Source organism: Caballeronia sp. AZ10_KS36 (genome assembly GCF_023631105.1).
Taxonomy (GTDB): Bacteria; Pseudomonadota; Gammaproteobacteria; order Burkholderiales; family Burkholderiaceae; genus Caballeronia.
Map to the genome: position 1 here is coordinate 1 of NZ_JALQDQ010000020.1, position 26,945 is coordinate 26,945.

The 26,945-nt window shown below is 63.2% G+C and carries 35 protein-coding genes and 1 tRNA gene; 2 read left to right on the forward strand and 34 right to left on the reverse strand.

Annotation, left to right across the window (positions count from 1 at the left end; translation table 11 throughout):
- Window positions 1-265 (forward strand): hypothetical protein (locus NCR35_RS13700; RefSeq protein ID WP_250534775.1); only part of this gene is annotated, 265 nt, incomplete at its 5' end.
- A gap of 91 nt (window positions 266-356) precedes the next feature.
- Here the strand turns inward: NCR35_RS13700 and NCR35_RS13705 are convergent.
- From NCR35_RS13705 to NCR35_RS13735, 7 genes are all read right to left on the reverse strand, one after another.
- Window positions 357-432 (reverse strand) — tRNA-Thr (locus NCR35_RS13705).
- Between the two features lie 18 nt (window positions 433-450).
- Window positions 451-960: a ClpXP protease specificity-enhancing factor gene (locus tag NCR35_RS13710; protein WP_250534776.1), complete on the reverse strand. Its 510-nt coding sequence runs from the start codon at window positions 958-960 to the stop codon at window positions 451-453.
- A 63-nt stretch (window positions 961-1,023) separates the two neighbouring features.
- A complete protein-coding gene (locus tag NCR35_RS13715) occupies window positions 1,024-1,635 on the reverse strand; it encodes a glutathione S-transferase N-terminal domain-containing protein (protein WP_008344155.1) in 612 nt (203 codons plus the stop codon).
- A gap of 91 nt (window positions 1,636-1,726) precedes the next feature.
- Window positions 1,727-2,482: a cytochrome c1 gene (locus NCR35_RS13720; protein WP_250534777.1), complete on the reverse strand. Its 756-nt coding sequence runs from the start codon at window positions 2,480-2,482 to the stop codon at window positions 1,727-1,729.
- 22 nt (window positions 2,483-2,504) lie between these two features.
- Window positions 2,505-3,887, reverse strand: coding sequence for a cytochrome b (locus NCR35_RS13725; RefSeq protein ID WP_250534778.1), 1,383 nt, complete (start codon window positions 3,885-3,887; stop codon window positions 2,505-2,507).
- Complete coding sequence (petA, locus tag NCR35_RS13730) at window positions 3,888-4,508, reverse strand: ubiquinol-cytochrome c reductase iron-sulfur subunit (RefSeq protein WP_244847339.1); 621 nt, start codon at window positions 4,506-4,508, stop codon at window positions 3,888-3,890.
- A gap of 208 nt (window positions 4,509-4,716) precedes the next feature.
- On the reverse strand, window positions 4,717-5,463 hold the full coding sequence (locus NCR35_RS13735) for a Nif3-like dinuclear metal center hexameric protein (RefSeq protein ID WP_250534779.1): 747 nt from the start codon (window positions 5,461-5,463) through the stop codon (window positions 4,717-4,719).
- Window positions 5,464-5,483: 20 nt separating this feature from the next.
- Between NCR35_RS13735 and NCR35_RS13740 the strand changes: the two genes are divergently transcribed.
- Entirely contained in the window at window positions 5,484-6,701 is a 1,218-nt protein-coding gene (locus NCR35_RS13740; protein WP_175946549.1) for a S1C family serine protease, read from the forward strand.
- A 97-nt stretch (window positions 6,702-6,798) separates the two neighbouring features.
- Here NCR35_RS13740 and tatC read toward each other — a convergent pair whose 3' ends face one another.
- From tatC to NCR35_RS13875, 27 genes are all read right to left on the reverse strand, one after another.
- Window positions 6,799-7,575 carry a twin-arginine translocase subunit TatC gene (tatC, locus tag NCR35_RS13745; RefSeq protein ID WP_250534780.1) on the reverse strand — a complete coding sequence of 259 codons (777 nt, stop codon included), beginning with the start codon at window positions 7,573-7,575 and terminating at the stop codon, window positions 6,799-6,801.
- Window positions 7,576-7,619: 44 nt separating this feature from the next.
- Window positions 7,620-8,150, reverse strand: a complete 531-nt coding sequence (gene tatB / locus NCR35_RS13750) for a Sec-independent protein translocase protein TatB (RefSeq protein ID WP_250534781.1) — start codon at window positions 8,148-8,150, stop codon at window positions 7,620-7,622.
- Between the two features lie 36 nt (window positions 8,151-8,186).
- Window positions 8,187-8,420, reverse strand: coding sequence for a Sec-independent protein translocase subunit TatA (gene tatA / locus NCR35_RS13755; RefSeq protein WP_206467114.1), 234 nt, complete (start codon window positions 8,418-8,420; stop codon window positions 8,187-8,189).
- Window positions 8,421-8,571: 151 nt separating this feature from the next.
- Window positions 8,572-8,934, reverse strand: a complete 363-nt coding sequence (locus NCR35_RS13760) for a histidine triad nucleotide-binding protein (RefSeq protein ID WP_250534782.1) — start codon at window positions 8,932-8,934, stop codon at window positions 8,572-8,574.
- 32 nt (window positions 8,935-8,966) lie between these two features.
- A complete protein-coding gene (locus NCR35_RS13765) occupies window positions 8,967-9,359 on the reverse strand; it encodes a DUF4870 family protein (protein ID WP_250534783.1) in 393 nt (130 codons plus the stop codon).
- Between the two features lie 44 nt (window positions 9,360-9,403).
- Window positions 9,404-9,772, reverse strand: coding sequence for a phosphoribosyl-ATP diphosphatase (locus tag NCR35_RS13770; RefSeq protein WP_250534784.1), 369 nt, complete (start codon window positions 9,770-9,772; stop codon window positions 9,404-9,406).
- Window positions 9,769-10,173, reverse strand: a complete 405-nt coding sequence (hisI, locus tag NCR35_RS13775; RefSeq protein WP_250534785.1) for a phosphoribosyl-AMP cyclohydrolase — start codon at window positions 10,171-10,173, stop codon at window positions 9,769-9,771. Before hisI ends, NCR35_RS13770 begins: the two co-directional genes overlap by 4 nt.
- Before the next feature lie 3 nt (window positions 10,174-10,176).
- Entirely contained in the window at window positions 10,177-10,950 is a 774-nt protein-coding gene (gene hisF / locus NCR35_RS13780) for an imidazole glycerol phosphate synthase subunit HisF (RefSeq protein WP_250534786.1), read from the reverse strand.
- A gap of 92 nt (window positions 10,951-11,042) precedes the next feature.
- Entirely contained in the window at window positions 11,043-11,795 is a 753-nt protein-coding gene (gene hisA, locus NCR35_RS13785; protein WP_175946530.1) for a 1-(5-phosphoribosyl)-5-[(5-phosphoribosylamino)methylideneamino]imidazole-4-carboxamide isomerase, read from the reverse strand.
- Window positions 11,796-11,922: 127 nt separating this feature from the next.
- Window positions 11,923-12,564 (reverse strand): imidazole glycerol phosphate synthase subunit HisH, encoded by a 642-nt coding sequence (hisH, locus tag NCR35_RS13790; RefSeq protein ID WP_250534787.1) that lies wholly within the window; start codon window positions 12,562-12,564, stop codon window positions 11,923-11,925.
- Window positions 12,561-13,181, reverse strand: coding sequence for a YchE family NAAT transporter (locus NCR35_RS13795; protein ID WP_206467118.1), 621 nt, complete (start codon window positions 13,179-13,181; stop codon window positions 12,561-12,563). Before NCR35_RS13795 ends, hisH begins: the two co-directional genes overlap by 4 nt.
- 55 nt (window positions 13,182-13,236) lie before the next feature.
- Complete coding sequence (hisB, locus tag NCR35_RS13800) at window positions 13,237-13,824, reverse strand: imidazoleglycerol-phosphate dehydratase HisB (protein ID WP_175946524.1); 588 nt, start codon at window positions 13,822-13,824, stop codon at window positions 13,237-13,239.
- A gap of 32 nt (window positions 13,825-13,856) precedes the next feature.
- The gene (gene hisC / locus NCR35_RS13805; protein ID WP_250534788.1) at window positions 13,857-14,930 is read right to left on the reverse strand and encodes a histidinol-phosphate transaminase; all 1,074 of its coding nucleotides are present in this window, start codon (window positions 14,928-14,930) and stop codon (window positions 13,857-13,859) included.
- Window positions 14,931-14,991: 61 nt separating this feature from the next.
- Complete coding sequence (hisD, locus tag NCR35_RS13810; RefSeq protein WP_250534789.1) at window positions 14,992-16,314, reverse strand: histidinol dehydrogenase; 1,323 nt, start codon at window positions 16,312-16,314, stop codon at window positions 14,992-14,994.
- Between the two features lie 46 nt (window positions 16,315-16,360).
- Entirely contained in the window at window positions 16,361-17,053 is a 693-nt protein-coding gene (hisG, locus tag NCR35_RS13815; RefSeq protein ID WP_175946518.1) for an ATP phosphoribosyltransferase, read from the reverse strand.
- The gene (gene murA, locus NCR35_RS13820) at window positions 17,050-18,321 is read right to left on the reverse strand and encodes a UDP-N-acetylglucosamine 1-carboxyvinyltransferase (protein WP_244847351.1); all 1,272 of its coding nucleotides are present in this window, start codon (window positions 18,319-18,321) and stop codon (window positions 17,050-17,052) included. The genes hisG and murA overlap by 4 nt, the downstream gene beginning before the upstream one ends.
- Window positions 18,322-18,509: 188 nt before the next feature.
- A complete protein-coding gene (locus NCR35_RS13825) occupies window positions 18,510-18,749 on the reverse strand; it encodes a BolA family protein (RefSeq protein WP_035506651.1) in 240 nt (79 codons plus the stop codon).
- 18 nt (window positions 18,750-18,767) lie between these two features.
- The gene (locus tag NCR35_RS13830; protein WP_250534790.1) at window positions 18,768-19,523 is read right to left on the reverse strand and encodes an ABC transporter permease; all 756 of its coding nucleotides are present in this window, start codon (window positions 19,521-19,523) and stop codon (window positions 18,768-18,770) included.
- The gene (locus NCR35_RS13835; protein WP_175946512.1) at window positions 19,520-20,446 is read right to left on the reverse strand and encodes an ABC transporter ATP-binding protein; all 927 of its coding nucleotides are present in this window, start codon (window positions 20,444-20,446) and stop codon (window positions 19,520-19,522) included. Before NCR35_RS13835 ends, NCR35_RS13830 begins: the two co-directional genes overlap by 4 nt.
- A 212-nt stretch (window positions 20,447-20,658) precedes the next feature.
- A complete protein-coding gene (locus NCR35_RS13840; protein ID WP_175946510.1) occupies window positions 20,659-20,946 on the reverse strand; it encodes an STAS domain-containing protein in 288 nt (95 codons plus the stop codon).
- Window positions 20,943-21,575: an MlaC/ttg2D family ABC transporter substrate-binding protein gene (locus NCR35_RS13845; RefSeq protein ID WP_244847353.1), complete on the reverse strand. Its 633-nt coding sequence runs from the start codon at window positions 21,573-21,575 to the stop codon at window positions 20,943-20,945. Before NCR35_RS13845 ends, NCR35_RS13840 begins: the two co-directional genes overlap by 4 nt.
- Before the next feature lie 124 nt (window positions 21,576-21,699).
- A complete protein-coding gene (locus NCR35_RS13850; protein WP_250534791.1) occupies window positions 21,700-22,653 on the reverse strand; it encodes an MlaA family lipoprotein in 954 nt (317 codons plus the stop codon).
- Window positions 22,654-22,662: 9 nt separating this feature from the next.
- Window positions 22,663-23,271: an outer membrane lipid asymmetry maintenance protein MlaD gene (mlaD, locus tag NCR35_RS13855; protein WP_244847355.1), complete on the reverse strand. Its 609-nt coding sequence runs from the start codon at window positions 23,269-23,271 to the stop codon at window positions 22,663-22,665.
- A gap of 93 nt (window positions 23,272-23,364) precedes the next feature.
- Window positions 23,365-24,132, reverse strand: coding sequence for a lipid asymmetry maintenance ABC transporter permease subunit MlaE (gene mlaE / locus NCR35_RS13860; RefSeq protein ID WP_175946503.1), 768 nt, complete (start codon window positions 24,130-24,132; stop codon window positions 23,365-23,367).
- Window positions 24,129-24,944 carry an ABC transporter ATP-binding protein gene (locus NCR35_RS13865; RefSeq protein ID WP_248320607.1) on the reverse strand — a complete coding sequence of 272 codons (816 nt, stop codon included), beginning with the start codon at window positions 24,942-24,944 and terminating at the stop codon, window positions 24,129-24,131. The genes mlaE and NCR35_RS13865 overlap by 4 nt, the downstream gene beginning before the upstream one ends.
- A gap of 97 nt (window positions 24,945-25,041) precedes the next feature.
- Window positions 25,042-26,124, reverse strand: a complete 1,083-nt coding sequence (thiE, locus tag NCR35_RS13870; RefSeq protein ID WP_250534792.1) for a thiamine phosphate synthase — start codon at window positions 26,122-26,124, stop codon at window positions 25,042-25,044.
- Complete coding sequence (locus tag NCR35_RS13875; protein WP_250534793.1) at window positions 26,121-26,927, reverse strand: thiazole synthase; 807 nt, start codon at window positions 26,925-26,927, stop codon at window positions 26,121-26,123. Before NCR35_RS13875 ends, thiE begins: the two co-directional genes overlap by 4 nt.
- Between the last annotated feature and the right edge of the window lie 18 nt (window positions 26,928-26,945).

A 26,945-nucleotide genomic window follows, 5' to 3' on the forward strand; every position in this document is an offset into this window, starting at 1 on the left:
AGATAAACCTTCCTCTGATACTTCGTGTGAGACTCTTGATACTTTTGCTTGCCCGGCTCCGAAGAACCGGCCGCACTCACCATCAAGCGCCCACACTTATCGGCTGTTAGTTTTTAAAGAGCAATCCGCCAAGACTTTTTACTTCACCGTACCGAGCACCTGGCTCAGCACCGCTTCGTCTTGCGTCGCTGCATCCGCAGCAGAGAAACGAGATTATGTACGTCGTTTCGGTCAGTGTCAACAAGTTTTTGAAGCTTCTTTTTGACTCGCCTTCCGGCCTCGACCTGCGAACCAATCGGCTCACTTAAAGCAAACGGGCCGTGCGGACATCGCACGACCCGTCGACGCTCAAATCTTGGTGCCGGCTGCAGGACTCGAACCCGCCACCTGATGATTACAAATCAACTGCTCTACCAGATGAGCTAAGCCGGCGAAGGACGAGATTCTACTTCATTTAACGACTTTCAGGTGCGACCGGCCAGAGGATTTCGAAGCGTCGTCATCCGACAAGCCCGACGGCGCTTCGTCGCGCGACGAAGCCGCTGCAGCGCCCGACTGATCCTCCGCCGGAGACTCGACGCGACGGGCTTCCCGATCGCCCGAGCGGGGTGCGGCCGACACGCTTGGCTCGCTCGCGGAATGCGACGACTGCTCGACCGGGAACGCCATTCCCTGTCCGTTTTCGCGGGCATAAATGGCGAGCACGTTGGCGACCTGGACCTCGATCTTGTGCGACTTCCCGGAGAAGCGCGCGCTGAACTCGATCCATTCGTTCCCCATCTGCAACTGGCTCGTCGCCTCGAAGCTGATGTTGAGCACGATCTCGTCGTTGCGCACGAACTGGCGCGGCACGCGCGTCGCGCCGTCGACTCGCACGGCGATGTGGGGCGTAAAACCGTTATCGGTGCACCATTCGTACAGCGCGCGCAACAGATACGGCTTGGTGGAAATTTCTTGCATCAACTTTCCTCTGCCGGAGCACGGTCGCGCGAACTCGCGCCGGGCGCGCCCCGTTCTCGCAAACTATCGACGCATCACCTTTTCGGAAGGCGTGAGCGCTTCAATATAGGCCGGGCGGCTGAAAATGCGCTCGGCGTACTTCATCAGCGGCGCGGCGTTCTTCGACAGCTCGATGCCATAGTGATCCAGACGCCACAAGAGCGGCGCGATCGCGACGTCGAGCATCGAGAATTCCTCGCCCAGCATGTACTTGTTCTTCAAGAAGATCGGCGCGAGTTGCGTGAGGCGGTCGCGGATCGCGCTGCGCGCCTTTTCGTGGTTCTTCTCGGCCGCCTTGCCCTTCTCGTTCTCGAGCGTGCCGACGTGCACAAAGAGTTCTTTCTCGAAGTTAAGCAGGAACAGGCGCGCACGCGCACGCTGGACCGGATCGGCCGGCATCAGCTGCGGATGCGGGAAACGCTCGTCGATGTACTCGTTGATGATGTTCGACTCGTACAGAATCAGGTCGCGCTCGACGAGAATCGGCACTTGACCGTACGGGTTCATCACCGCGATGTCTTCCGGCTTGTTGAACAGATCGACGTCGCGAATCTCGAAATCCATGCCCTTTTCGAACAACACCAGCCGGCAGCGCTGGGAGAACGGGCAAGTAGTGCCGGAATACAGAACCATCATGTTTTTTAAGTCCCTTCAGTAAACTCGAAGGCCGGCCGCGGGGCTCCCTCCCGGGAGCGCCGTCGAGCCGACCCACGCCGTCGATGGCGTGCTATTTGATATCTCGCCAGTATGCCGCGTTCAGACGCCATGCGAGGAAGCTCAGGAGCGCCAGAAACAGCAAGACCCAGACGCCGAGGCGCTTGCGGGTCTGCTGGGCGGGTTCGGACATCCACGAAAGGTACGAAACCAGATCGGCCACAGCTGAATCATAATCCACGTTCGACATGGTGCCAGGCGTCACCTGAGTGTAACCCACGAATCTTTTTGTCTTTTCGCCGGTTTTCTCGTCCGTATCCGTCTCGAACCGTGCGTCACGGATGCCTTGCAGCGTCCATAGCACATGCGGCATCCCCACGTTCTCGAACACGCGATTGTTCCAGCCCGTCGGCCTCGTGGGATCGCGGTAGAAGCTGCGCAAGTACGTATAGAGCCAGTCCTTGCCGCGCGCCCGCGCCTCCACCGACAAATCCGGCGGCGACGCGCCGAACCACGCTTTAGCGTCGTCCGGGCGCATAGCGATGCTCATGGTGTTGCCGATCTTGTCCGTCGTGAACAGCAGATTTTCCTGGATCTGCTTCTGCGTGAGCCCGAGGTCCGTCAGACGGTTGTAGCGCATCAGGCTCGCGCTATGGCAGTTCAGGCAGTAGTTTACAAATATTTGAGCGCCGTGCTGCAAGGACGCAAAATTGTCCGCGTTATCGGGCGCGCGGTCCAGCACCGCTTCTTCCTCCGCGTGCACCGGCGCCGCGCTGAACGCGAACATCGCCGCGCCGATCATCGCGAGAGTCGAGAGCCATTTTTTCATCGTGTCGTCTCCGGGCGGGCGCTTAGTGGAGTTTGTAGTTCACTCGCTCGGGCGGCGTCTTGAATCTGCCGCGCGGCGTCCAGAAAGGCATGCCGAGGAAAAACGCGAAATAAATGAGCGCGCAGATCTGCGCGATGAGCGTCCCCGCCGGCGATGGCGGACGCGTTCCCAAAAAGCCGAGCACCAGGAACGCGAAGACGAAAATCGCGTAAAAGACTTTGTGAAAGAGCGGCCGGTAGCGGATCGACTTCACCGGACTGCGATCCAGCCAGGGCACGAAGAACAGCGAGACGACCGCCGTGCCCATCACGACCACGCCCCAGAACTTGGATTCGGTGAGCGCCATGAACACGATCACGACGAGCGCGAGGACTGGCAGCCCAATGCGCCATTTTCCGCGCGCGCGCAAAAACGCGAACACCCCGAGCAGCGCGATGATGATCATCAGCACGATCTTGAACGGATCGGTGGTCGCACGCAGCATCGCGTAGAACGCGGTGAAGTACCACACGGGCGCGATTTCAGACGGCGTTTGCAGCGGATTAGCCGGCACGAAGTTATTCGCTTCGAGGAAGTAGCCGCCCATTTCCGGCGCGAAGAAAATGATCGCCGCGAAAATCAGCAAAAAGACACACACGCCCATGAAGTCGTGGACCGAGTAATACGGGTGAAACGGAATACCGTCGAGCGGAATGCCGTTCGCGTCCTTTTTCGCCTTGATTTCGATGCCGTCCGGATTATTCGATCCCACTTCATGCAGCGCGACCAGATGCGCAACAACGAGCCCGATCAGAACGAGCGGAATCGCGATCACATGAAACGAAAAGAAGCGGTTCAGCGTGACGTCCGACACGACATAATCGCCTCGAATCCACAGCGACAAATCCGGACCGATAAAAGGAATCGCCGAGAACAGATTCACGATCACCTGCGCGCCCCAGAACGACATTTGCCCCCAAGGCAGCAGATAGCCGAAAAACGCCTCTGCCATCAGGCACAGGAAAATGGCGCACCCGAAAATCCAGACGAGCTCGCGCGGCTTGCGGTACGACCCGTACATCAGACTGCGGAACATATGCAGATAAACGACGACGAAAAACATCGACGCGCCCGTGGAATGCATATACCGGATGAGCCAGCCCCACGGCACTTCACGCATGATGTACTCGACCGATGCAAAAGCCAGCGTCGCATCGGGCTTGTAATTCATGACGAGAAAGATGCCCGTGACGATCTGAATGACGAGCACGAGCATCGAAAGCGAGCCGAAGAAATACCAGAAGTTGAAGTTCTTCGGCGCGTAGTATTCGGAAACGTGTTTCTTCCAGGTGGATGTCAAAGGAAACCGGCGATCTATCCAGCCCAAGAAGCCCGTCGTTTCCACATCCTTGTCTGCGGTCGCCATTTAAGCCTCTCCCTTTTCGTCCTTGCCGATCACGAGTTGCGTCGCGGATGTGAACATGTACGGCGGCACGTCCAGATTCTGCGGCGCGGGCTTGTTCTTGAAGACGCGGCCGGCCATGTCATAGGTCGAGCCGTGGCACGGGCAAAGAAAGCCGCCCGGCCAGTTATCGGGAAGATTGGGTTGCGGACCTTCAGAAAAACGCGGCGTCGGCGTGCAGCCGAGGTGCGTACAGACGGCGACGGCCACGAATATGTTTTTATGATCGGCGCGGGAGCGGAACTCGTTGTTGCAGTACTCCGGCAACGGCATCGAGAATTCCATTTTGGACTTCGGATCGGCCACTTCGTTGTCGGCCTTCTTCACGTCGGACAGCATTTCGTCCGTGCGATTCACGATCCACACCGGCTTGCCGCGCCAGGCGACCGTCATCATTTCGCCCGGCTTTAGTCCGCTGATATCGACCTCGACGGGCGCGCCCGCCGCCTTGGCCTTCTCCGACGGAGCGAACGAACCAACAAAGGGAACCAGCGTTGCCACACCTCCGACACCACCCGCCACGGTCGTCGTAATCAGCCAGGTACGGCGGCCGCCATCGACGCGCTTATCGTCCTTGTCTCGCATCACACGCCCCACTTCTGAGTTGGATTTATACCGTCACATCAGTGTTCCGCCGCTAGTGTGCGCGAATGGAGTTGCCATTTACAAGGGCCGTTAGGGGAAAATTACCCGGATTTAGCGAACCTTCCGGGTTTTCCCCACGTTTTCGCGCGTTCGCGTGAAGCATCCTTTCATGCCTTCAGCCGGGCCCAAACGAAGAAAAAACGCCGCTTCAAACCGGATTATCGATATCGATAAACACATGCTCGATGTCGAACTCTTCGGACAGGTGCGCGCCGACGGCCTGCACGCCGTAGCGCTCCGTCGCGTGATGCCCCGCCGCGATATACGCCACGCCGGATTCCGCCGCGATGTGCATCGTCTGCTCGGACACTTCGCCGCTCAGATACACGTCGGCGCCCGCGTCGATGGCCTGTTCGAAATAGCCCTGCGCGCCGCCCGTGCACCACGCGACGCGCCGCAGTTCCCGGTCGGCATCGCCGAACACGAGCGGCTTGCGGCCGAGCGCGTTCTCGACGGTCGCGGTGAAGTGCTCGAGCGAAAGCGGCATGGTGATCGGGGCGACCCAGCCGATGTCCTGATCGCCGAAACGGCCGTCGGCAATGAGGCCGAGCCGCGCGCCGATCTGCGCGTTGTTGCCGAGTTCCGGATGCGCGTCGAGCGGCAGGTGATACGCGAAAAGATTGATGTCGTTGGCGATCAGCGTGCGCAGCCGCCGATGCTTGCGCCCCGTGATCTGCGGCGCCTCGTTGCGCCAGAAATAGCCGTGATGGACGAGCACCGTGTCCGCGCCCCACTCGAGCGCGGCTTTCAGGAAGGCGAGCGAAGCCGTCACGCCGGTCGCGATTTTCTGAACGCGGCGCGTGCCTTCCACCTGTAGGCCGTTCGGGCAATAGTCCTTGAAGCGGCCGATTTCCAGCAGGTTGTTCAGATACAATTCGAGTTCGATCCGATCCATGAAATCCTCTATCCCTTCAAATGCTTAGACGCTTCTGGCTGTTTTTTGCCCAAGCGGTCACCGTGCTTTTGGCTCTGATGTTCATCATCGCGACCCTGAAACCGCAGTGGCTTCAACGTCAGGGCCAATTCGGCAAGCAACTCGCCGAGCCGATCGTCGCGTTACAGGAAGTGGCGCCGAGCATCGGCTCGCGCCCGCTCCAGTCGTCGTACGCGGACGGCGCGCAAAAGGCGATGCCCGCGGTGGTGAACGTGTTTTCCAGCAAAGACGGCAATCTGCCGGCGGACCCGCGAGCCAAAGACCCGCTATTCCGCTACTTCTTCGGCGACAAGAACAGACGCAAGAACGACGAGCCTCCCGCGTCGAATCTCGGGTCAGGCGTCATCGTCAGCTCGGAAGGTTACATTCTAACGAACCAGCACGTCGTGGACGGCGCGGATCAGATCGAAGTCGCGCTGGCAGACGGCCGCACGTCGAGCGCGAAAGTGATCGGCGTCGATCCCGAAACGGACCTCGCCGTGCTGAAGATCGCGCTGACGAACCTGCCGAGCATCACGCTCGGGCGAATGGACCAGACGCACGTCGGCGACGTCGTGCTGGCGATCGGCAATCCGTTCGGCGTCGGCCAGACGGTGACGATGGGCATCGTGAGCGCGCTCGGGCGCAATCACCTTGGCATCAATACGTTCGAGAACTTCATTCAGACCGACGCCGCCATCAATCCCGGCAACTCGGGTGGTGCGCTCGTGGACGTGAACGGCAATCTGCTCGGCATCAACACTGCCATCTATTCGCGTAGCGGCGGCTCGCTCGGCATCGGCTTCGCCATTCCGGTGTCGACGGCGCGCAGCGTGCTCGAGAGCATCATCACGACGGGCACCGTGACGCGCGGATGGATCGGCGTGGAGCCGCAGGACGTGACGCCGGAAATCGCCGAATCGTTCGGGCTCGATCAGAAATCCGGCGCGATCGTCGCGGGCGTGCTGCAAGGCGGCCCGGCGGATAAAGCCGGCATCAAGCCGGGCGATATTCTCGTCAGCATCAACGAGGACACGATCACCGACACCACGCGCCTCTTGAATGTCGTTGCTCAGATCAAGCCGGGCACGTCCGTGAAAGTGCATCTGATGCGCAAGAACAAGGAACTGGACGTGAACGTGATGATCGGCAAACGGCCCGCGCAGCCCAAGGCGCCGCAGACGCCGGACGAAGATCAGGGCGATCAGGGCGACGAATAACGCGCCGAGCGTCCAAAGAAAAAGGCAGCTTCGGCTGCCTTTTTTACTGCGGAAAATGCGCGCTCGGTCCGGCCGACGCTGCGACAATCGGCCGCAGCTATTTCACGGTCAGTTCTTCGCTTTCGATCGCGTCTTTTCCGACAACGAGCCGCGCCGCCACGATTCCCGCTTCGTACAAGATGATGAGCGGAATCGCGAGGATGAGCTGCGAGAAAACATCGGGCGGCGTCACCACGGCCGAGATGATGAACGCGCCGACGATCACATACGGCCGGATCTGCTTGAGCTTCTGAATCGACACGACGCCCATGCGCGCGAGCAGCACCACGACGATAGGCACCTCGAACGTGACGCCGAACGCAAGGAACATGGTCAGCACAAAGCTGAGGTAATTGTCGATATCCGTCGTCATCTCCGCGCCGAGCGGCGCGTTGTAATGCGCCATCACGCGGAAAATGGTCGGGAACACGATGAAATACGCGAACGCCATGCCGCAGAGAAACAGCGCGTAGCTGCTCGACACCAGTGGCGCGACGAGCTTCTTCTCATGCTGATAGAGCCCCGGCGCGACGAACGCCCAGATCTGATACAGCACGAACGGCAGCGCGATGACGAAGGCGACGAGCATCGTCACTTTCATCGGCACGAAGAACGAGCCGGTGACGTCGGTCACGATCATCTTGCCGTCGCGCGGCAGGTTCTGCATCAGCGGACGCGCGAGCAGTTTGAAGATGTCGGGCGCCCAGTACACCAGCCCGACGAAAACGACGATGACCGAAGCCCCCGCGCGGATGATGCGATCGCGCAGTTCCACCAGATGGGAGATAAACGTCTCTTCGACGGGCTCGTCTTTATTGTGTTGCGGGTCGCTCACGCCGGCCCTCGGTTTGGATCATCGATGGAAGAAATGCGGCCGTGTCAGAAGAACTTCGTCGGACGGCGCAAGCTAGCAGGCGTATGACGCGCGACGCGGGCCGCGCCCGACTGCACGCGCGTGCGGCGCGCGGTGGTGCGCTTGTACCAGCTCGGAACCGCCGTCTGCTTGACGCGCCAGTTCTTGCGCTTCGCCGGCGCGAACGTCGAGTTCACCCAAGGCTTGTCGGAAGCGCCGCTTTCATCCGCGGACGCTGAAGCGCCTCCCGCGATGCTCGGCTCGACCGACGTGCCTTCCCGCCACGCATCGTTCAGGTCGGACTCGTGGCGCCGCAGATTGTCGTGAATCGTCGATTCGACGTTCGACGCCGCCGTCTCGAACTGCGTGCGCATCTTTTTGAGTTCGTCGAGTTCCATCTCGCGCGCCACCTCCGACTTCACGTCGTTGATGTAACGCTGAGCGCGCCCGAAGAGCGCGCCCGCCGTGCGCGCGACGCCGGGCAACCGCTCCGGCCCGAGCACCACCAGCGCGACGACGCCGATGAGCGCCATTTTGGTCAGACCGAGATCGAGCATTGAAGGAACTGTGCAGGGTTACGTTCGCCCGTTCGATTAGCGGTAGTCGCCCGAACGCGTCTTGTCCTTCGCTTCGACGTCCACCGTGTCGCGCGGCAGTTGATCGCGCTTATCGGCCGACGCGGGGTTGTCTTCCTCGCGCATGCCTTCCTTGAAGCCGCGAACCGCGCCGCCCAGATCACCGCCGATATTGCGCAATTTCTTCGTGCCGAAGACGAGCGCCACGATCAGCAGAACGATCAACCAATGCCAAATGCTTAACGAACCCATGAATGAAAACTCTCCTATTTCCGCCGCAAAAGCCTTTCCGCGACGGAAGGCTGGCCTGCAGCTCGAGCCGAAGCAATGCCGCCTCGGCTATCAGTATCGATTTTGCGCGCCCAATATGGCATTGGAAAGCAAAACGCCGATGAAACCGGCGTCAGCCCATTCGCCGCCACGGACGCGCCCCAGCCAGAAGATGCGCATGAATGTGATACACCTCCTGCCCGCCGCCTGGCCCGGTATTGATGACCGTCCGGAAACCGGTATCCCCACCCGTGTAGGAAACGCCCAAATCTTTCGCGAGACGGCCAACGAGACTTAACATTCTACCAAGCAGCGGCGCATCGCTTTCGGAACAGTCCGAAAGCGTCTCGATGTGCCGACGCGGAATCACGAGCACATGAACCGGCGCGGCCGGGTTGATGTCGTTAAACGCGACGAATTCGTCGTCCTCGTAGACCTTGGTGCTCGGAATCTGCCCGGAGGCAATCTTGCAGAAGATGCAGTTGTCTTGGCTCATGAATGTGCGTACTCCGTTGCCAGGCATCGCCGCTAGAACCACGTCTGCGGGTCGATCGGTTTGTTTTCGTAGAGGAACAGCCAGCCCTTGATGACGCGATACAGCGTCCAGATGCCGACTGCGGACAGAATGAGAAAGCCGACGCCCACGAACAGCAGCGCGACGCCGATCACATGGCCGAGCACCGCCCACCAGAACGTGCGGATCTGCCAAGAAAAGTGCGCCTGATACGGCGTGCCGACGGTATCGCCGCGCTTCAGATAATTGATGATGACCGCGACGAGCACGGTCAGCCCGCCCGTCAGCCAATAGAGCGCGTACAGCGCATAAAGAATGTGCGTGAGCGTGCGCAGGCTGCGCAGCCGCTCGTCTTCCGCCGGCGTCTGAACCACAGGCGGCGGGTACGGTCCATCGAGCCCGGCCATGCTTGCCTCCTCCGCTTGCGCGAGAAAAGTGGGCGAACGCCTCGTCAGCCGCCGTTCTGTTCGCGCTCGCGCGACTTGCGCAGCGCCTTTTCCTCGATACCCGACAGACCTTCGCGCCGCTCCAGTTCGGCGATCACGTCGGCGGGACTCAGGTCGAAGTGCGACAGCATCACGAGACAATGAAACCACAAATCGGCGACCTCGCCGACGAGCGCCTTCGACGCGCCGCCGTGGCGCGCGTCCTTAGCGGCGAGCACGACTTCGGTCGCTTCCTCGCCGATCTTCTTCAGGACCGCGTCGTCACCTTTATGAAAGAGTCGCGAAACGTAGGATTGTTCCGGATCGCCGCCCTTCCGGCTGTCGATGACGGCGGCAAGGCGAAGCAGCGTGTCCAGCGTGGTGGCTTGCGTCATTTGTAAATGCTTTCTGGGTCTCTCAGGACCGGCTCGACGGCGACCCACTCGCCGCTTTCGGCCGTTCCCTCGAATTTCTGGAAGAAGCAGGAATGGCGGCCCGTATGGCACGCAATGCCCGACACCTGCTCGACCTTGAGCAGCACGACGTCTTCATCGCAATCGAGCCGCACTTCGTGCACGTGCTGAACGTGCCCCGATTCTTCGCCCTTGAACCAAAGGCGCTGTCGCGAGCGCGAAAAATAGACGGCGCGCTTCAGCTCGATGGTCTTCGCCAGCGCCTCGCGGTTCATCCACGCGAACATCAGCACGTCGTTCGTCGATGCTTCCTGCGCGATGACGGGCACGAGGCCGTTCGCGTCCCACTTCACCTTGTCGAGCCAATTCGTCGGGTCGCTCACGGTTCAGATCCTCACCGAGATGCCTTGATCGGCCATGAAACGCTTCGCTTCGCCGACCGTATGCTCGCCGTAGTGGAAGATGCTCGCGGCGAGCACCGCGTCGGCGTGCCCTTCGACGATGCCGTCCGCCAGATGCTTCAGCGACCCGACGCCGCCCGACGCGATCACCGGAACGGGCACCGCATCCGACACGGCGCGCGTCAGCGCCAGATCGAAGCCGGCCTTCGTGCCGTCGCGATCCATGCTGGTCAGCAGGATCTCGCCCGCACCGAGCTCCGCCATCTTGCGCGCCCATTCGACTGCGTCGATGCCGGTCGCCTTGCGGCCGCCGTGCGTAAACACTTCCCAGCGCGGCAGCTCGCCTTCGCCCGACACGCGCTTCGCGTCGATCGCGACGACGATGCACTGCGAGCCGTGCTTGTCCGACGCGTCGCGCACGAGTTGCGGATTCGCGACCGCCGACGAGTTCATGCTGATCTTGTCCGCGCCCGCGTTCAGCAAGCGCCGGACGTCCTCGACCGCGCGCACGCCGCCGCCGACGGTCAGCGGAATGAAGACCTGCGAGGCCACCGCCTCGATGATCGGCAAAATGAGATCGCGCTGGTCGGACGTCGCGGTGATGTCGAGGAACGTGAGTTCGTCGGCGCCCTGATCGTCGTAGCGTCGCGCGATTTCGACGGGATCGCCCGCGTCGCGCAGTTCGACGAAGTTGACGCCCTTCACCACGCGGCCAGCGGTCACGTCGAGACAGGGGATGATGCGTTTTGCGAGGGCCATGTTCTAGCTACTGCCGGTTCGGTACGGTTGAGGGCGGCCAGCGCCGCCCGGCGCGCTTCAGTGTGCTCGCGGGAGAAGCCGGAAGTGCGGCCTTAAGCGTCGTCCGCTTCGCGCAGTGCGTCGGCGCGGGTTTGCGCCGCCTTGAAATCGAGGTCGCCCGAATAGATCGCGCGTCCGCAGATCACGCCTTCGATGCCTTCGTCCTCGACTTCGCAGAGCGATTCGATGTCCGCGATGCTCGACAACCCGCCGCTTGCGATCACCGGAATCTTGACCGCTTGCGCGAGCCGCACGGTCGCGTCGATGTTGATGCCCTGAAGCATGCCGTCGCGGCCGATGTCCGTGTAGATGATCGACTCGCAGCCGTAATCCTCGAACTTGCGGCCGAGGTCCACGACTTCGTGGCCGGTCAGCTTGCTCCAGCCATCGGTGGCGACCTTGCCGTCTTTCGCGTCCAGCCCGACGATGATGTGCCCGCCGAACGCGCTGCACGCGTCTTGCAGGAAACCGGGATTCTTCACCGCCGCCGTGCCGATGATCACGTACGAAAGACCGTCGTCCAGATAGCGTTCGATGGTGTTGAGGTCTCGGATGCCGCCGCCGAGCTGCACCGGAATTTCGCTGCCCACTTCTTCGATGATCGCCCGAATGGCGTCGCCGTTCTTCGGCTTGCCCGCGAACGCGCCGTTCAGATCGACGAGGTGCAGTCTGCGCGCGCCCTTGTCGACCCAATGCCGGGCCATCGCCGCCGGATCTTCTGAAAAAATGGTCGCCTGGTCCATATCGCCCTGCTTGAGGCGCACGCACTGACCGTCTTTAAGATCGATGGCCGGAATGAGCAGCATAGGTATCGCGTATCTTCTGGGTGAAAGTGATTGAAACGGCCTCGCGGGCCGTCTCGCTAGTGTAGTACAAGTCTTGCCGCACTCAATCGCGCGGAGGCGTGGCCGCGAGGCTCGCGCGCGCCGACGTTCACGGGTTCCAGTGAACGAAGTTGCGATAAAGGCGCAAGCCGGCGTCGGCGCTCTTTTCCGGGTGAAACTGGGTCGCGAAGATGTTGTCGCGCGCGACCGCCGACGTGAACGCATCGCCGTAGACGGTTTCGCCCGATGTGTGCGCCGGGTTCTCCGGCGCGACGTGATAGCTGTGCACGAAGTAGAAGAACGCGCCATCCGCGATGCCGTCCCAGACCGGATGCGCCTGCGTCTGACGCACGCGGTTCCAGCCCATCTGCGGCACTTTGAAGCGCGAGCCGTCGTCCTGCACGCGGCCTTCAAGCCGGAAACGCACCACTTTGCCCGGGAACAGGCCGAGCCCGCGCGTGTCGCCTTCCTCGCTCCAATCGAAGAGCATCTGTTCACCGACGCACACGCCGAGCATCGGCTTTTCGCGCGACGCCTGCATCACCGCTTCCTGCAGGCCCGATTGCCCGAGATGCGCCATGCAGTCGCGCATCGCGCCCTGCCCCGGCAGCACGATGCGATCGGCCGCGTGAATGGCCTGCGGCTGATCGACGATCGCCACGTCCGCGTCGGGCGCGGCCTTCTTCAGCGCCTGATACACCGAGCGCAGGTTGCCCATTCCGTAATCAACAATCGCAATCGAAGTTTTCATTTCAAAGTAGGCATCAGGGCCTTCAACCCGTTGACGATGAATTCCACCGCCAGCGCCGACAGCATCAATCCCATGAGACGCGTGCCGATATTGATTCCGGTGCGCCCGACCCAGCGCGCGATCGGCTCCGCGAGATTCAGCGCGCCGAAGCACAGCGCCGCGATGATCGCGCCCAGCACGACGAGCCCGAAGCGGTCGTACCAGTGCTGCGCACTTGCAGCATAGACGATCACCGTGCTGATCGATCCCGGCCCGGTAAGCAGCGGAATGGCGAGCGGTACGACTGCGATGCTGTTGCGCTCTTCCGCTTCCATGCGCTCTTCGGGCGTCGAGCGCGCGTTGCCGACTTGCGCGTTCAGCATGCTGATCGCCATGAGCAGCATGATGATGCCGCCGCCCACTTCGAACGATCCGACTGAAATACCGAAGAACGCGATGATCTGCTGCCCGAGCAACGCGGTCACGGCAATCACGCAGAACACCGAAATACACGCGACGCGGATGGTGTTGCGCTTCTCCACGTCCGATTGCTGCGAGGTGAGGCTCAGAAAAAACGGTATCGCGCCGATCGGGTTGATCAGCGCGAGCAAGGATATGAACGACTTGAAAAGATCCATCGCGAATGGCCGGCCGAGTTAGACGCTTTTCGGCGCCGAATCGGCAAACGGCTGATCAGAGACTGCCTTTGGTCGATGGAATCTGTCCCGCCGCGCGTTCGTCGACTTCGACGGCCATGCGCAGCGCGCGGCCGAAAGCCTTGAACACGGTCTCGACCTGATGATGCGCGTTGATGCCGCGCAGGTTGTCGATATGCAGCGTCACGCCCGCGTGGTTCACGAAGCCGCGAAAGAATTCGATGGTGAGATCGACATCGAACGTGCCGATGCGCGCACGCGTGAACGGCACATGGAATTCGAGCCCCGGCCGCCCCGAGAAGTCGATCACGACGCGCGACAGCGCCTCGTCGAGCGGCACGTACGAATGACCATAGCGGCGAATGCCCTTGCGATCGCCGATAGCCTTCGCCACCGCTTGCCCGAGCGTGATGCCGGTGTCTTCGACGGTATGGTGATCGTCGATATGGAGGTCGCCATGCGCTTCGATTTCGAGGTCGAACAGGCCGTGACGGGCAATCTGGTCGAGCATGTGATCGAGAAACGGCACGCCGGTGGCGAGCTTCTGCTTGCCGGTGCCGTCCAGATCGAGCTTTACACGGATCTGCGTTTCGCTGGTGTTGCGAACGACTTCCGCAATGCGCATGGTGTTTCCTTGAGACTTTTCGAAGAAGGGGTTCAGTTGGGGGCGAGCTTTCTCAGCGCCGCGAGCATCTGCGCGTTCTCTTCGGCCGTTCCGACCGTCAATCGCACGCAATTCGTAAGCAACGGATGCATTTTACTCACGTTTTTCACCAAAACCCGCGACGTAAGCAGGGTTTCGAACGCGAGCGCCGCATCGGGCACGCGCACCAGCAGGAAGTTGCCCGCGCTCGGATAAACGGTCATGCCCGGCAGCGCGGCGACTTCACGCGCGAGGTCGGCGCGCGCTTCGCGCAACGCGGCGGCTTGCGCGTCGAGCACATCTAGATGATCGAGCAGGAAATCGGCGGTGGCCTGCGTCAGCACGTTGATGTTGTACGGCGGGCGCACCTTGTCGAACTGCGTGATCCACGCGGGCGAACCGGCCATGTAACCGAGGCGGATGCCCGCGAGGCCGAGCTTCGACACCGTGCGCATGACGACGACGTTATCGAACTGCGCGGCGCGCGGCATCCACGTTTTCCCGGCGAACGGCTGATACGCCTCGTCGATCACGACGAGGCTTTTCGTCGCCGCCGCGATCACGCGTTCGATGTCAGCGTCGTCGTAGAGCGTGCCGGTCGGATTGTTCGGATACGCGAGATAGACGAGCGCGGGCGCGTGTTCCTTGATGGCGGCGATGAGCGCGTCGGCGTTGAGCGTGAAATCGGCATTGAGCGGCACGCCGATGAATTGGAGATTCGCGAACGCCGCCGACAGGTGATACATGACGAAGCCCGGCACCGGCGCGACGACCTTCGCGCCCGGCTTCGAACACGCGATAGACATCATGCTGATCAACTCGTCGGAACCGTTGCCGAGCAGAACGTCGCACGCGGGCGGGACGTGCATTGCGCGCTTGAGTTTCGCGATGAGTTCAGCCGGGCGCGGCGCCGGATAACGGTTCAGCGCGACGCCCGCGAGATGCGCGCCGAGCCGTTGCGCGAGCGCGTCGGGCAGCGTGTACGGATTTTCCATCGCGTCGAGCTTGATGAGGCCCGTGGATTCCGGCACGGGATAGCTCGTCATCGCGAGGACGTCGGGACGAATGATGTCGTTCGGTGTGGTCATGGTGGCGCTGTTTGCGCTGGCGGCGGCTTCCAGGCCGCCTTTTTCGATCGGATGGCTCGCTTCAGCCGACGTTTTTCATCCGGTATTCGGCGCTCTTGGCATGCGCCTGCAAACCCTCGCCATACGCCAGTTCCGCCGCGATTTCACCCAATGTCTGCGCGCCGTCCGAACTCACTTCGATGACGCTCGAACGCTTCATGAAGTCGTAGACGCCGAGCGGCGACGAAAAACGCGCGGTACGCGAAGTCGGCAGCACGTGGTTCGGGCCGGCGCAATAGTCGCCGAGGCTTTCGCTCGTGTAGCGGCCGAGGAACATCGCGCCCGCGTTGTGAATCTGCGCGGCCCACTGATGCGGATCGAGCGCGGAAATCTCCAGATGCTCCGGCGCAATCTCATTGGCGATGGCGCAGGCTTCGGCCATGTCCTTCACCTTGATGAGCGCGCCGCGGTCTTCGAGCGAGCGCTGGATGACGTCGCGCCGCGGCATCGCGGGAAGCAGTTCGACGATCGCGTCCTCGACGCGCTGAATGAACGCCGCGTCCGGGCACAGCAAAATGGATTGCGCGAGTTCGTCGTGCTCGGCTTGCGAGAACAGGTCCATCGCGACCCAGCGCGGATCGGTGGTCGCGTCGCAGATCACGAGAATCTCGGACGGTCCCGCGATCATGTCGATGCCGACGGTTCCGAACACGCGACGCTTCGCCGACGCCACATACGCGTTGCCCGGACCGCAGATCTTGTCGACAGCCGGCACGGTCTGCGTGCCGTACGCGAGCGCGCCGACAGCCTGCGCGCCGCCGATGGTGAACACGCGATCTACGCCGCCGAGCAGCGCGGCCGCGAGCACGAGCGGATTCTTCACGCCATCGGGCGTGGGCACGACCATCACGATTTCCTTCACGCCCGCGACACGCGCCGGAATCGCGTTCATCAGCACGGACGACGGATACGCCGCCTTGCCGCCCGGCACGTAGATGCCCGCGCGATCGAGCGGCGTCACCTTCTGGCCGAGCACGGTGCCGTCCGCTTCGGTGTACTGCCAGCTATGGCTGCCGCATTCGATGCGCTGCTTTTCGTGATAGCCGCGCACGCGCGCCGCCGCCGCTTCGAGCGCCGCGCGGCGCTTCGGCTCCAGACCTTCCAGCGCGGCTTCCATCTCGGACGCCGGCAATTCGAGCGCCGCGACGCTGTCCGCTTTCAGGCGATCGAACTTGTTCGTGTATTCGAGCACGGCTTCGTCGCCGCGCGCTTTGACGTCCGCGAGAATCTGCGCGACGGCGCGCTCGATGGCTTCGTCCTCGCTCGCTTCGAACGCGAGCACCGCGCGCAGCGCCTTTTGAAAACCATCGGTGCTGGAATCGAGCTTACGAATCTTGATAGACATGCTGGTTTCCGATTGTCCTGTGGGCGGCAAGCGTGAGGCGGCCGCCCTAGTTGTTCGTTGCTGCCGAGGCGCGCTCGAACGCGTCGAGATAGGGCTTCAGCGCCGCGCGCTTCAACTTGAGCGCCGCCTGATTCACCACGAGCCGCGACGAAATCTGCATGATTTCTTCGACCTCGACCAGGTTGTTCGCGCGCAACGTGCCGCCGGAGCTCACCAGATCGACGATCGCATCCGCGAGGCCGACGAGCGGCGCGAGTTCCATCGATCCGTACAGCTTGATCAGATCGACGTGAACGCCCTTCGCCGCGAAGTGTTCGCGCGCCGTCTCCGTGTACTTCGTCGCGACGCGCAGCCGCGCGCCCTGGCGCACCGCGTTGGCGTAGTCGAAGCCCGCCTTCACCGCCACCGACATCCGGCAGCGCGCAATGTTCAGATCCACCGGCTGATACAGACCGCCGCCGCCATGCTCGATCAGCACGTCCTTGCCCGCCACGCCGAAATCCGCCGCGCCGTATTCGACGTACGTCGGCACGTCGGTCGCGCGCACGATGATCACGCGCAGGTTCGGGTTCGTGGTCGGAAGGATCAGCTTGCGCGAGCTTTCCGGATCTTCGGCGACCTGCACGCCCGCTGCCGCGAGCAGCGGCACCGTTTCCTCGAAGATACGCCCTTTCGAGAGCGCGAGCGTGAGCGGCGCGCTGGCCTCGACCGACGACGACGTCTGCGGCAACGAGCTCATTGCTCGCTCCCGCTGCCCTTGATGCGGCGAACGTTCGCGCCGACCGCCGTCAGCTTCGACTCCATGCGGTCGTAGCCGCGATCCAGATGGTAGATGCGGTCGATCAGCGTTTCGCCGTCCGCGCACATCGCCGCGATCACGAGGCTCGCCGACGCGCGCAGATCGGTCGCCATGACCTTCGCGCCCGACAGTTGCGCGACGCCGCTGACGAGCGCCGTGTTGCCATCGACGGTAATGCTCGCGCCCAGGCGGTTCAGCTCCTGCACGTGCATAAAGCGGTTCTCGAAAATGGTCTCGACCACTTGCGACGTGCCGCTTGCAATGGCGTTCAGCGCCATGAACTGCGCCTGCATGTCGGTCGGGAAGGCGGGATATTCGGATGTGCGAATGTTCACGGCTTCCGGCCGCTTGCTCATGCGCACGCGCATCCAGTCGTCGCCTTCCTCGATGGACACGCCCGCTTCGCGCAGCTTGGCCGTCACGGCGTCGAGCAGGGACGGGCTCACGTGGCGCAGCGTGACGTCGCCGCCGGCCGCCGCGACCGCGCACAGGAACGTGCCCGCTTCGATGCGGTCGGGCACCACGGCATGACGCGCGCCATGCAGCTTTTCGACGCCCTGAATCACGAGCCGGTCGGTGCCGATACCCTCGATCTTCGCGCCCATCGCGACGAGGAGATTCGCGAGGTCGCTCACTTCCGGCTCGCGCGCCGCGTTCTCGATGATCGTTTCGCCGTCGGCAAGCACTGCCGCCATCAGCAGATTCTCGGTGCCGGTCACGGTGATCATGTCCGTGATGATGCGCGCGCCCTTCAGGCGCTTCGCGCGCGCCTCGATGAAGCCGTGCTCGATGTTGATCTCGGCGCCCATCGCCTGAAGGCCTTTGATGTGCTGATCGACCGGACGCGCGCCGATGGCGCAGCCGCCCGGCAGCGACACCTTCGCCTCGCCGAAACGCGCGACGAGCGGCCCGAGCACGAGAATCGACGCGCGCATGGTCTTCACCATCTCGTACGGCGCGACGAGGTTATGCACCTTCGACGCGTTGAGCGTCACGCGGCCATCGGTCATGGCTTCGGACTGCACGCCCATCTGCCGCAGCAGTTCGAGCGTGGTGCGCACGTCCTTCAGGTTCGGCACGTTCGACAGATGGACGTCGTCGGCGGTGAGAAGGCTCGCGCACAGAATCGGCAAAGCCGCGTTCTTGGCGCCCGATACGGTGATTTCGCCGGAGAGCTTCGCGCCCCCCGTGATGACGAGTTTGTCCATGGTTGCTTGTCCTTCGACCGAGCGTCCTGCTGCGGAGCCGGATTCGGCGCCGCGGTTATCTTGAATGTTCCGCACTCTGTGCTGCCTGGTTCTGCCTGCTTCTACCGGTCATGCCGGGTGTTGCTAGCTGTTGCTGAGGGTTGGGCGTGTGACCTGCGTGTGACTTGATTTGGCTTCGCCGAATGGACTCAGGCCGATTTCCATTCGTCGGGGGTGAGGGTCTTCATGCTGAGCGCATGAATCTCCTCGCGCATGCGCTCGCCGAGCGCCGCGTAGACCAGTTGATGACGCGCGATCAGGCGTTTGCCGACGAACGCATCGCTCACGATGGTCGCGAAAAAATGCTGGCCGTCGCCTTCCACTTCGAGATGCTGGCACGACAGACCGCCAGCGATGTAGTCCTTCACTTGCTCTGGAGTCGGCAACATGGGATGTCTCCTTGGGATTTAGTGACGCAGCTTGTAGCCGCTCGCGAGCAGCCGCACGGCGATCAGCGCGAGCACGACCAGAAAGCCGCCGACGATACACAGGCTCAAGAGCGGGTTCACGTCCGACGAGCCGAAAAAGCCGTAGCGGAAACCGTCGATCATGTAGAAGAACGGATTCAGATGCGACACCGCGCGCCAGATGGGCGGCAGCGAATGCGTCGAATAGAAGACGCCCGACAGAAACGTGAGCGGCATGATCAGAAAGTTCTGGAACGCTGCCAATTGATCGAACTTGTCGGCCCAGATGCCGGCGATCAGACCGAGTGTGCCGAGAATCGCCGAGCCGAGCATCGCGAACGCAATGATGTAGAGCGGCGCGGAAAAAGACATCGGGATGAACCATATCGTCACGATGAACACGCCGAAGCCGACGCACAACCCGCGCACCACCGACGCCAGCACGTAGGCGAAGAACATCTCCCAATGCGCGATGGGCGGCAGCAGCACGAACACGAGATTGCCCGTGATCTTCGACTGGATCAGCGACGACGAACTGTTCGCGAATGCGTTCTGCAACACGCTCATCATGACGAGGCCGGGCACGAGAAAGCTCGTGTACCCGACACCCGGATAGACCTGCACATGCCCGGTCAGCGCGTGACCGAAGATGGTGAGATAGAGCAGCGCGGTGACGATCGGCGCGAGCACCGTCTGAAACGACACCTTCCAGAAGCGCAGCAGCTCCTTGTAGAACAACGTCTGGAAGCCGCTCATGAAAGCCCCTCGACCATTTCCGGCTCGTTCATGACCTGAAGGAACACGTCTTCGAGATCGGCTTTGCGCACTTCGATTTCATCGAACGTGCAGCCCGCCGCGCGGCATTTCGCGAGGATCGGCTCGACTTCGTCGTAGCTCGACAAGCGCAGCAGGTGCTGCGCGCCGGATACCGCTTGAGGATCGACTTCCAGCGAGCGCAGGTCGGCTGGCAGCACGCCGCTCGAAAAGCGCAGATAAAGCTGCATGCCGGCGAAACGCTGCAACAGCGCGCTCGTGCGCTCCAGCGCGACGATCTCGCCGCGGCGAAGCATCGCGAGGCGGTCGCACAGCGATTCGGCTTCTTCGAGGTAATGCGTGGTCAGCACGATGGTATGGCCCTCGCGATTGAGGCGCGAGATGAACTTCCAGAGCGTCTGCCGAAGCTCGACGTCCACGCCGGCCGTGGGTTCGTCCAGCACGATCACAGGCGGCCGATGCACCAGCGCCTGCGCGACCAGCACGCGGCGCTTCATGCCGCCGGAAAGCGCGCGCGTGTTGACGTCGGCTTTCTCGGTGAGATCGAGGTTCGCCATGACCTCGTCGATCCAGTCGTCGTTGTTGCGCAGGCCGAAATAGCCCGACTGGATGCGCAGCGACTCGCGCACCGTGAAGAACGGATCGAACACCAGCTCTTGCGGGACGACGCCGAGCGCCCGACGCGCCGCGCGAAAATCGCTGACGACATCATGACCGCGCACGCTGATCGTGCCGCTATCGGCGCGCGCCAGTCCCGCGAGAATGCTGATCAACGTGGTCTTGCCCGCGCCGTTCGGACCGAGCAGGCCGAAGAACTCGCCCTCTTCCACCGTGAGGCTCACGCCCTTGAGCGCCTGCAGATCCTTGTAGCGCTTTCGGACGTTTCGGATTTCTATGGCTGACATGAACAGTGCGCGCGCCTCGTGCGGCCGCGCCTCGATTGTGCGGATTACGCGTGACGGACTCGGGCTCGCTTCAAAAAGGGGCCGGGTTCGGGCGCGAAAAAACGTTTGATTATAGGGCAAAGCCGGTAGAGCCGACGTCGGAGCGATCCTGTTTGCGGCGGTGCTTACGCTGATGAGCGCCGCCGCGCCTGAGCAAAAGAGTCAGGACAGGATCAATGTCGGAAGGTGAGCAGCGTGTCGACGCCATAGGCTTGCGCGAGACTGGCAAGCCCGGAGGGAATGTTGACGATACCGAGCGCGGCGCCGCGCGCAGTGGCCGCGCGCTGCCATGCGAGCAGCACGGCGAGCGCGGACGAATCGAACTGCCGAAGCGGCGCGCAATCGACTTCCGTCGCGCCGGCGGCGATGCGCGAAAGGCCGGCTTCGAGCGCGGCCTTCGCGCTTTCGTGAGTCAAGGACGCGGCCGTCTGGAAACGGCCGCCCGTGCCGACTGCGCTCACGACGAAGCCTTGCCGCTCGCGAGTTGCTGATTGCGCTGCGTGAGGAACTGCAGCAGGCCGTCGACGCCGTGTTGCGAGATCTGCTCGCTGAACTGCTGCTGATACGCCTGGATCAACCATGCGCCGAGCACGTTGATGTCATACACGCGCCAGCCTTGCGGCGTCTTGTACAGGCGATAGTCGAGCTCGACCGGCTGGCCGTTGTTCATCACGACCGAGCGAACGACGACATCCGTGTCTTCCGGCGATGCGCGGAACGGCTTGTACTGAATGGTCTGATTGCGGACCTGGCTCAACGCGCCCGAATACGTGCGGATCAGCAGCATCTTGAACTGCTCGACGATCTGCTTCTGCTGCTCCGGCGTGGCCGAATTCCAGTTGCGACCCATCACGAGACGCGTGGTGCGCGTGAAGTCCGTGTACGGCAGGATCTTCTGGTTGACGAGCTCAGTGATGTGCTGCACGTCGCCCGACTGGAGCTTCGGGTCCGACTTGATTTGATCGAGAACCTGCTGAGTGACGGTCTTGATCATGCCGTCGGGCGCGCTCGTATCGACCGTTTGCGCCGACGCCGCGCCGCAGAACGCCATCAGCATGGCAAAGAAAGGAAGCAAGAAGAGTTTTTTCATCGCAGACCCTGCAAAAGAAGTGGCTTGGATTGGAGTGCGCGGCTTGAACCAAGTTCAGGCCGCGCACCGGCCAATCTGTAATAAACGCTGTCAATCATGTTACCGCGCGTTAGCGTAGATGCGCTCAACGCAGGCGGAACGAAGGGAAGCCGGGCGGCGCACGCGGCGGCACGTACTGATTGCCTGGCACGGTCGCGCCGCTCGAACTCGCGGCGTTCGGCGTGGCTGCGGTTCCCGAAGCAGGCGCCGCGCCCGACGCGGCTTCCGCCGCCGACGCAGCCGCTGGGGGCACCGCCGTTGCCGATGCGCCCACCGCGCCGCTTGCGCCGCCGGGTTCGGCGTACGTCGGCAGCGGCGCTTCGTCGTAGTTCGGCATGCTGTCGCTATCGCCGTCGTTGTCGCCGTGAATCAGATACTGGCGACGCTGCAAGTACGCGTTACGCACGAAGGAATACTTGTCGAGCGCGGCATCGGCGAGTACGTCCGTCGCGCCAAGCAGGTTCGCCCGCGTATTGACGAGGTTCACGCCATACAGCGCCCAGCTCACGGAATCCGGGCTCACGTACGTCAACGGACTGCCGAAGTAGTCGACCACCAGCCCGCTCGTGTCGCGCACCGTGCTCGGCCCGAGCAGGGGCAGCACGAGATACGGTCCCGACGGCACGCCGTAATGACCGAGCGTCAGCCCGAAGTCGCCGGCGTGCTTCGGCAACTTGGCGACCGTCGCCACGTCGAAGAGGCCGCCGACGCCGAACACCGTGTTGATCGCGACGCGCATGATGTCGGAGACGCCATCCGCGATCTTCAACTGCAGCAGATTGTTCGCCGCGATGTACACATCGCCGATATTCGAGAAGAAGTTCGTGACGCTGTTGCGCACCGGCTCCGGCACGCTCCACACGTACGCCTTCGCGACCGGCTTCAGCGCGAACTGATCCACCTTGTCGTTGATGGTGAACATCGTCCGGTTGTAGCTCTCGAACGGATCGCCCTTCGTGGGCGTCGTCACCGTCGCGCAACCGGCGAGCGTCACCGCCGCCGCCGAGACAAGCACGCGCCGCAGCCCCATCGCGTACATAGCTTCTCCTTATTGAGCCGAGCCCGATGCCGCGCTCGCTGCCGCCGCGCCCGACGCCGCGGGTGCAGCCGGTGCGGGTGCAGCGCCCATTGCGCTGGCCGCGCCAGGGAACGCCGGCGCAGCAGCGGCCGGTGCGGCCGGCGTTGCTGCCTTCGACGCGCCGGAATCCGCCGCCTTGTTGTAGAGGAACTGTCCGATCAGGTTTTCGAGCACGACAGCCGATTGCGTCATCGTGATGGTGTCGCCGTTCTTGAGCATCTGATCGTCGCCGCCCGGCTCGAGGCCGATGTACTGCTCGCCGAGCAGACCCGAGGTCAGGATCTTCGCGGACGAATCCTTCGGAAACTGGTACTGCTTGTCGATGTCGATGGTCACGACCGCCTGATACGCGTTCGGATCGAAGCCGATGGAGCCGACGCGCCCGACCGTCACGCCCGCGCTCTTCACGGGCGCGCGCGGCTTGAGGCCGCCGATGTTGTCGAACTTGAGCCGAACGGCGTAGGTTTGCTGGAACGACAGGGAACTCATGTTGCCGGCCTTCAGCGCGAGAAACAGCAGCGCCACGAAACCGAGCACCACGAAGAGGCCGACCCAAAAGTCGAGAGCAGTCTTTTTCATCGTCTTTCCAAAGAGAATCTTGTCGCGGGTTGCGCGTGACGGTCTGTGCCCTTCACACCGCCCACGCCCTCGCGGGCGTCCGCGAGTGGTCCATTAGCTGAACATCAACGCGGTCAGCAGGAAGTCGAGGCCGAGCACGGCGAGCGACGCGTACACGACCGTTTTCGTCGTCGCGCGCGACACGCCTTCCGGCGTCGGCCGGGCTTCGTAGCCCTGAAACAACGCGATGAACGTCACCGCGAAACCGAACACGACGCTTTTCACGACGCCGTTGCCGACATCGCGCCAGACATCCACGCCGCCCTGCATCTGCGACCAGAACGCGCCCGAATCCACGCCGATCAGCAGCACGCCGACCACATAGCCGCCGATCACGCCGACCGCGCTGAAAATGGCCGCGAGCACCGGCATCGAAATGATGCCCGCCCACATGCGCGGCGCGACGACCACCTTGATGGGATCGACGGCCATCATTTCCATAGCCGTGAGTTGCTCGCCCGCCTTCATGAGGCCGATTTCCGCCGTCAGCGACGTGCCCGCGCGCCCGGCGAAGAGCAGCGCCGTGACCACGGGCCCGAGCTCGCGCACGAGCGACAGCGCGACGAGCAGCCCGAGCGCCTGCTCCGAGCCGTAGCGATTGAGCGTGTAATAGCCCTGCAAGCCGAGCACGAAGCCGACGAACAGACCCGACACCGCGATGATCACGAGCGAATAATTGCCGACGAAGTGGATTTGTTTCGTGACAAGCCGCGGGCGGCGCAGCAGCGGGAAGAATTCGAGCACGAGGCGCGCGAGCATGCGCGTCGCGTAACCGGCGGTGCCGAAGCCGTCGAGCACCCAGCGTCCGAGTGCGCTGATCATGCCTTGCCTCCGATGCCGAAATCCGCTGCGAGGTTCTGGCTCGCGTAGTGGAACTTGAAGGGGCCGTCGGGCGTGCCGTCGATGAACTGGCGCACGGTCGGGTCCTGCGACGCGCGCAGTTGCGCGGGCGTGCCTTCCGCGTGGATGCCGCCGTTGGCCACGAAGTACACGTAGTCGGCGATGGCGAACGATTCCGGGACGTCGTGCGAGACGAGAATGGACGTGGCGCCGAGCGCGTCGTTCAGCGTGCGGATCAGCTTGGCGGTGATGCCGAGCGAAATGGGATCGAGACCCGCGAACGGCTCGTCGTACATCATGAGTTCGGGATCGAGCGCGATGGCGCGCGCCAGCGCCACGCGACGCGCCATGCCGCCCGAAATTTCCGACGGCGCGAGGTCGCGCGCGCCGCGCAAGCCCACGGCGTTGAGCTTCATCAAAACGAGATCGCGGATAAGTGCTTCAGGCAGATCCGTGTGCTCGCGCAGCGGGAACGCGACGTTCTCGAAGACCGTTTGATCCGTGAAGAGCGCGCCGAACTGGAACAGCATGCCCATCTTCCGGCGCAGCGCGTACAGACCGTCCCGCGTCTGCGCGCCGACGTCCTGCCCGCCGTACAGCACCTGGCCGCGGCTCGCCTTGACGAGACCGCCGATCAGCCGAAGCGTCGTAGTCTTGCCGCAGCCCGAGCCGCCCATGACGGCGACGACCTGACCGCGCGTGAAGCGCATGTTCAGGTTCGACAGGACGAGCCGGTCGCCGTAACCGAAGTCGACGTCGCGTAGCTCGAGCAGAGTCTCAGAAGAGGCTGGCACTGGGTAAGAAATTCCGTTGACGCAAAACGCCGCATTATAGGGCCTGCGTGCAATCGGTGCTTTGCCTAGTGCGCGGTGCCTAATTTTTTCGGAACTGTCAGCATTGACCTGCAAAGTTTTGTTGCAGCGATGTGACCGCCCGAGCAGTATCCGGCGCTTCGGTCACGGCGCGCACGACCGCCGCGCTGCCGACGCCCGTCGCGAGCACGTCGCCGATCACTTTGCCGTCGATTCCGCCGATCGCGACGAGCGGCACCCGGCCGCGCAGAAGCTGCACGTAGCGGCGCAGGCGGGCGAGACCTTGCGGCTTGGTCGGCATGACCTTCGTCGTCGTCGGGAAGACGGCGCCGAGCGCGAGATAGCTCGGCCGGAAGTGCAGCGCGCGCAGCATCTCGTAATAGCCGTGCGTCGAGAGGCCGAGGCGCAGGCCGGCGTGCGCAATCGCGCTTAGGTCGGCGGTCTCGACGTCTTCCTGGCCGAGATGCACGCCGTATGCGCCCGCCGCTATCGCCTCGCGCCAGTGATCGTTGATGAACAGCCGCGCCTGATGCCGACGCCCCGCCGCCACGGACCGTTCGATTTCGCGTCGAAGATCGTCGGCGTCCGCGCTTTTTCGGCGCAGTTGCGCCGTGGCGACGCCCAGATCGAGCACGCGCTCGACCCAATCCGCGCTTGGCAGCACGGGATAGAGCCCGAGTTCGGCTGGACAAGGCGGGAACGCCGGCTCCGGCGCGGGCGGCAGGCCGCCGACGCGCGGGAACGTCGCGAAATCGACGGGCCAGGCGTCGTCTTTCGACTCGTCGCCGGTGCGCCAGGCCAGCGCCAGAACGAGCGCGTCGTGCGGCTCGAAGTTGCAGTCGAGAAACGCGGCGAGCGCGGCGAGCCAGTCGTCGGAACGCTCGCCGTCGAGCACGAAACGCTCGCCCTCGCGCGTCAGCGTCACGCGCGAGCCGTGCGCTTCGAGCACGGCGGCGTCGCTGGCAAGCGCGCCGGAATCGGATTCACGCGGCTCCGTGAGCACGATCAAATCCTGCGCGCCGGCCGATTCGGGCGCGGTCAGGCAGATGCGCCAGCGCGTCGACGCGGCGGGCCAGTCGCCGAGACGCGCGCGGATGCGCTCCGCGACTTCCACGAGTTCGTCCGCCGGCGGCCAGAACACTTCGCGACCGAGCAGGCTCATGCCGCACCTCCGTCCTGATGCCAGAACGGCATGCCGACGACCGGCGTGCTCGCCTGCGCGCTGTCGCGCTCGGCCATCGGACCGGCGAGAAACGCGCTGCGGCCCGCTTCGACGCCCAGCGCAAACGCACGCGCCATCTGTGGCGGAAACGTGGCCTGCGAAACCGCCGTGTTGAGCAGCACGCCGTCGAAGCCCCACTCCATGACCTGACACGCGTGCGACGGCACGCCGAGACCCGCATCGACGATCAGCGGCACGTCCGGCAGCCGCTCGCGCAGCGTACGCAGGCCGTAGGGATTGGTGACGCCCTTGCCGGTGCCGATGGGCGCGCCCCACGGCATCAGCGCTTCGCAGCCGGCATCGAGCAGGCGCCGGCCGATCACGAGATCTTCCGTGCAGTACGGCAGCACCTTGAAGCCGTCGCGCACGAGCTTCGCCGCCGCTTCGACCAGGCCGATCGGGTCGGGCTGGAGCGTGTAGTCATCGCCGATCAGTTCGAGCTTGATCCACGGCGTGTCGAACACTTCGCGCGCCATGTAGGCGGTGGTCAGCACTTCGTCCACGCTCTGGCAGCCCGCCGTGTTCGGCAACAGCGCGACGCCGTGACGCTTGAGCACGTCGAAGAAGCCCGCTTCGCCCGTCTCCGACTGGCGGCGCAGCGCGACCGTCACCATGCCGGGACGCGCGGCGTCGATCGAATCCGACAGCGATTGCAGCGACGGATAGCGCGACGTGCCGAGCAGCACGCGGCTCGGAAACGCTTGGCCGTAAAGCGTGAGGACGTCGGCGGTCTGTGTGGTCATGATGGAATCCTTCGTGTG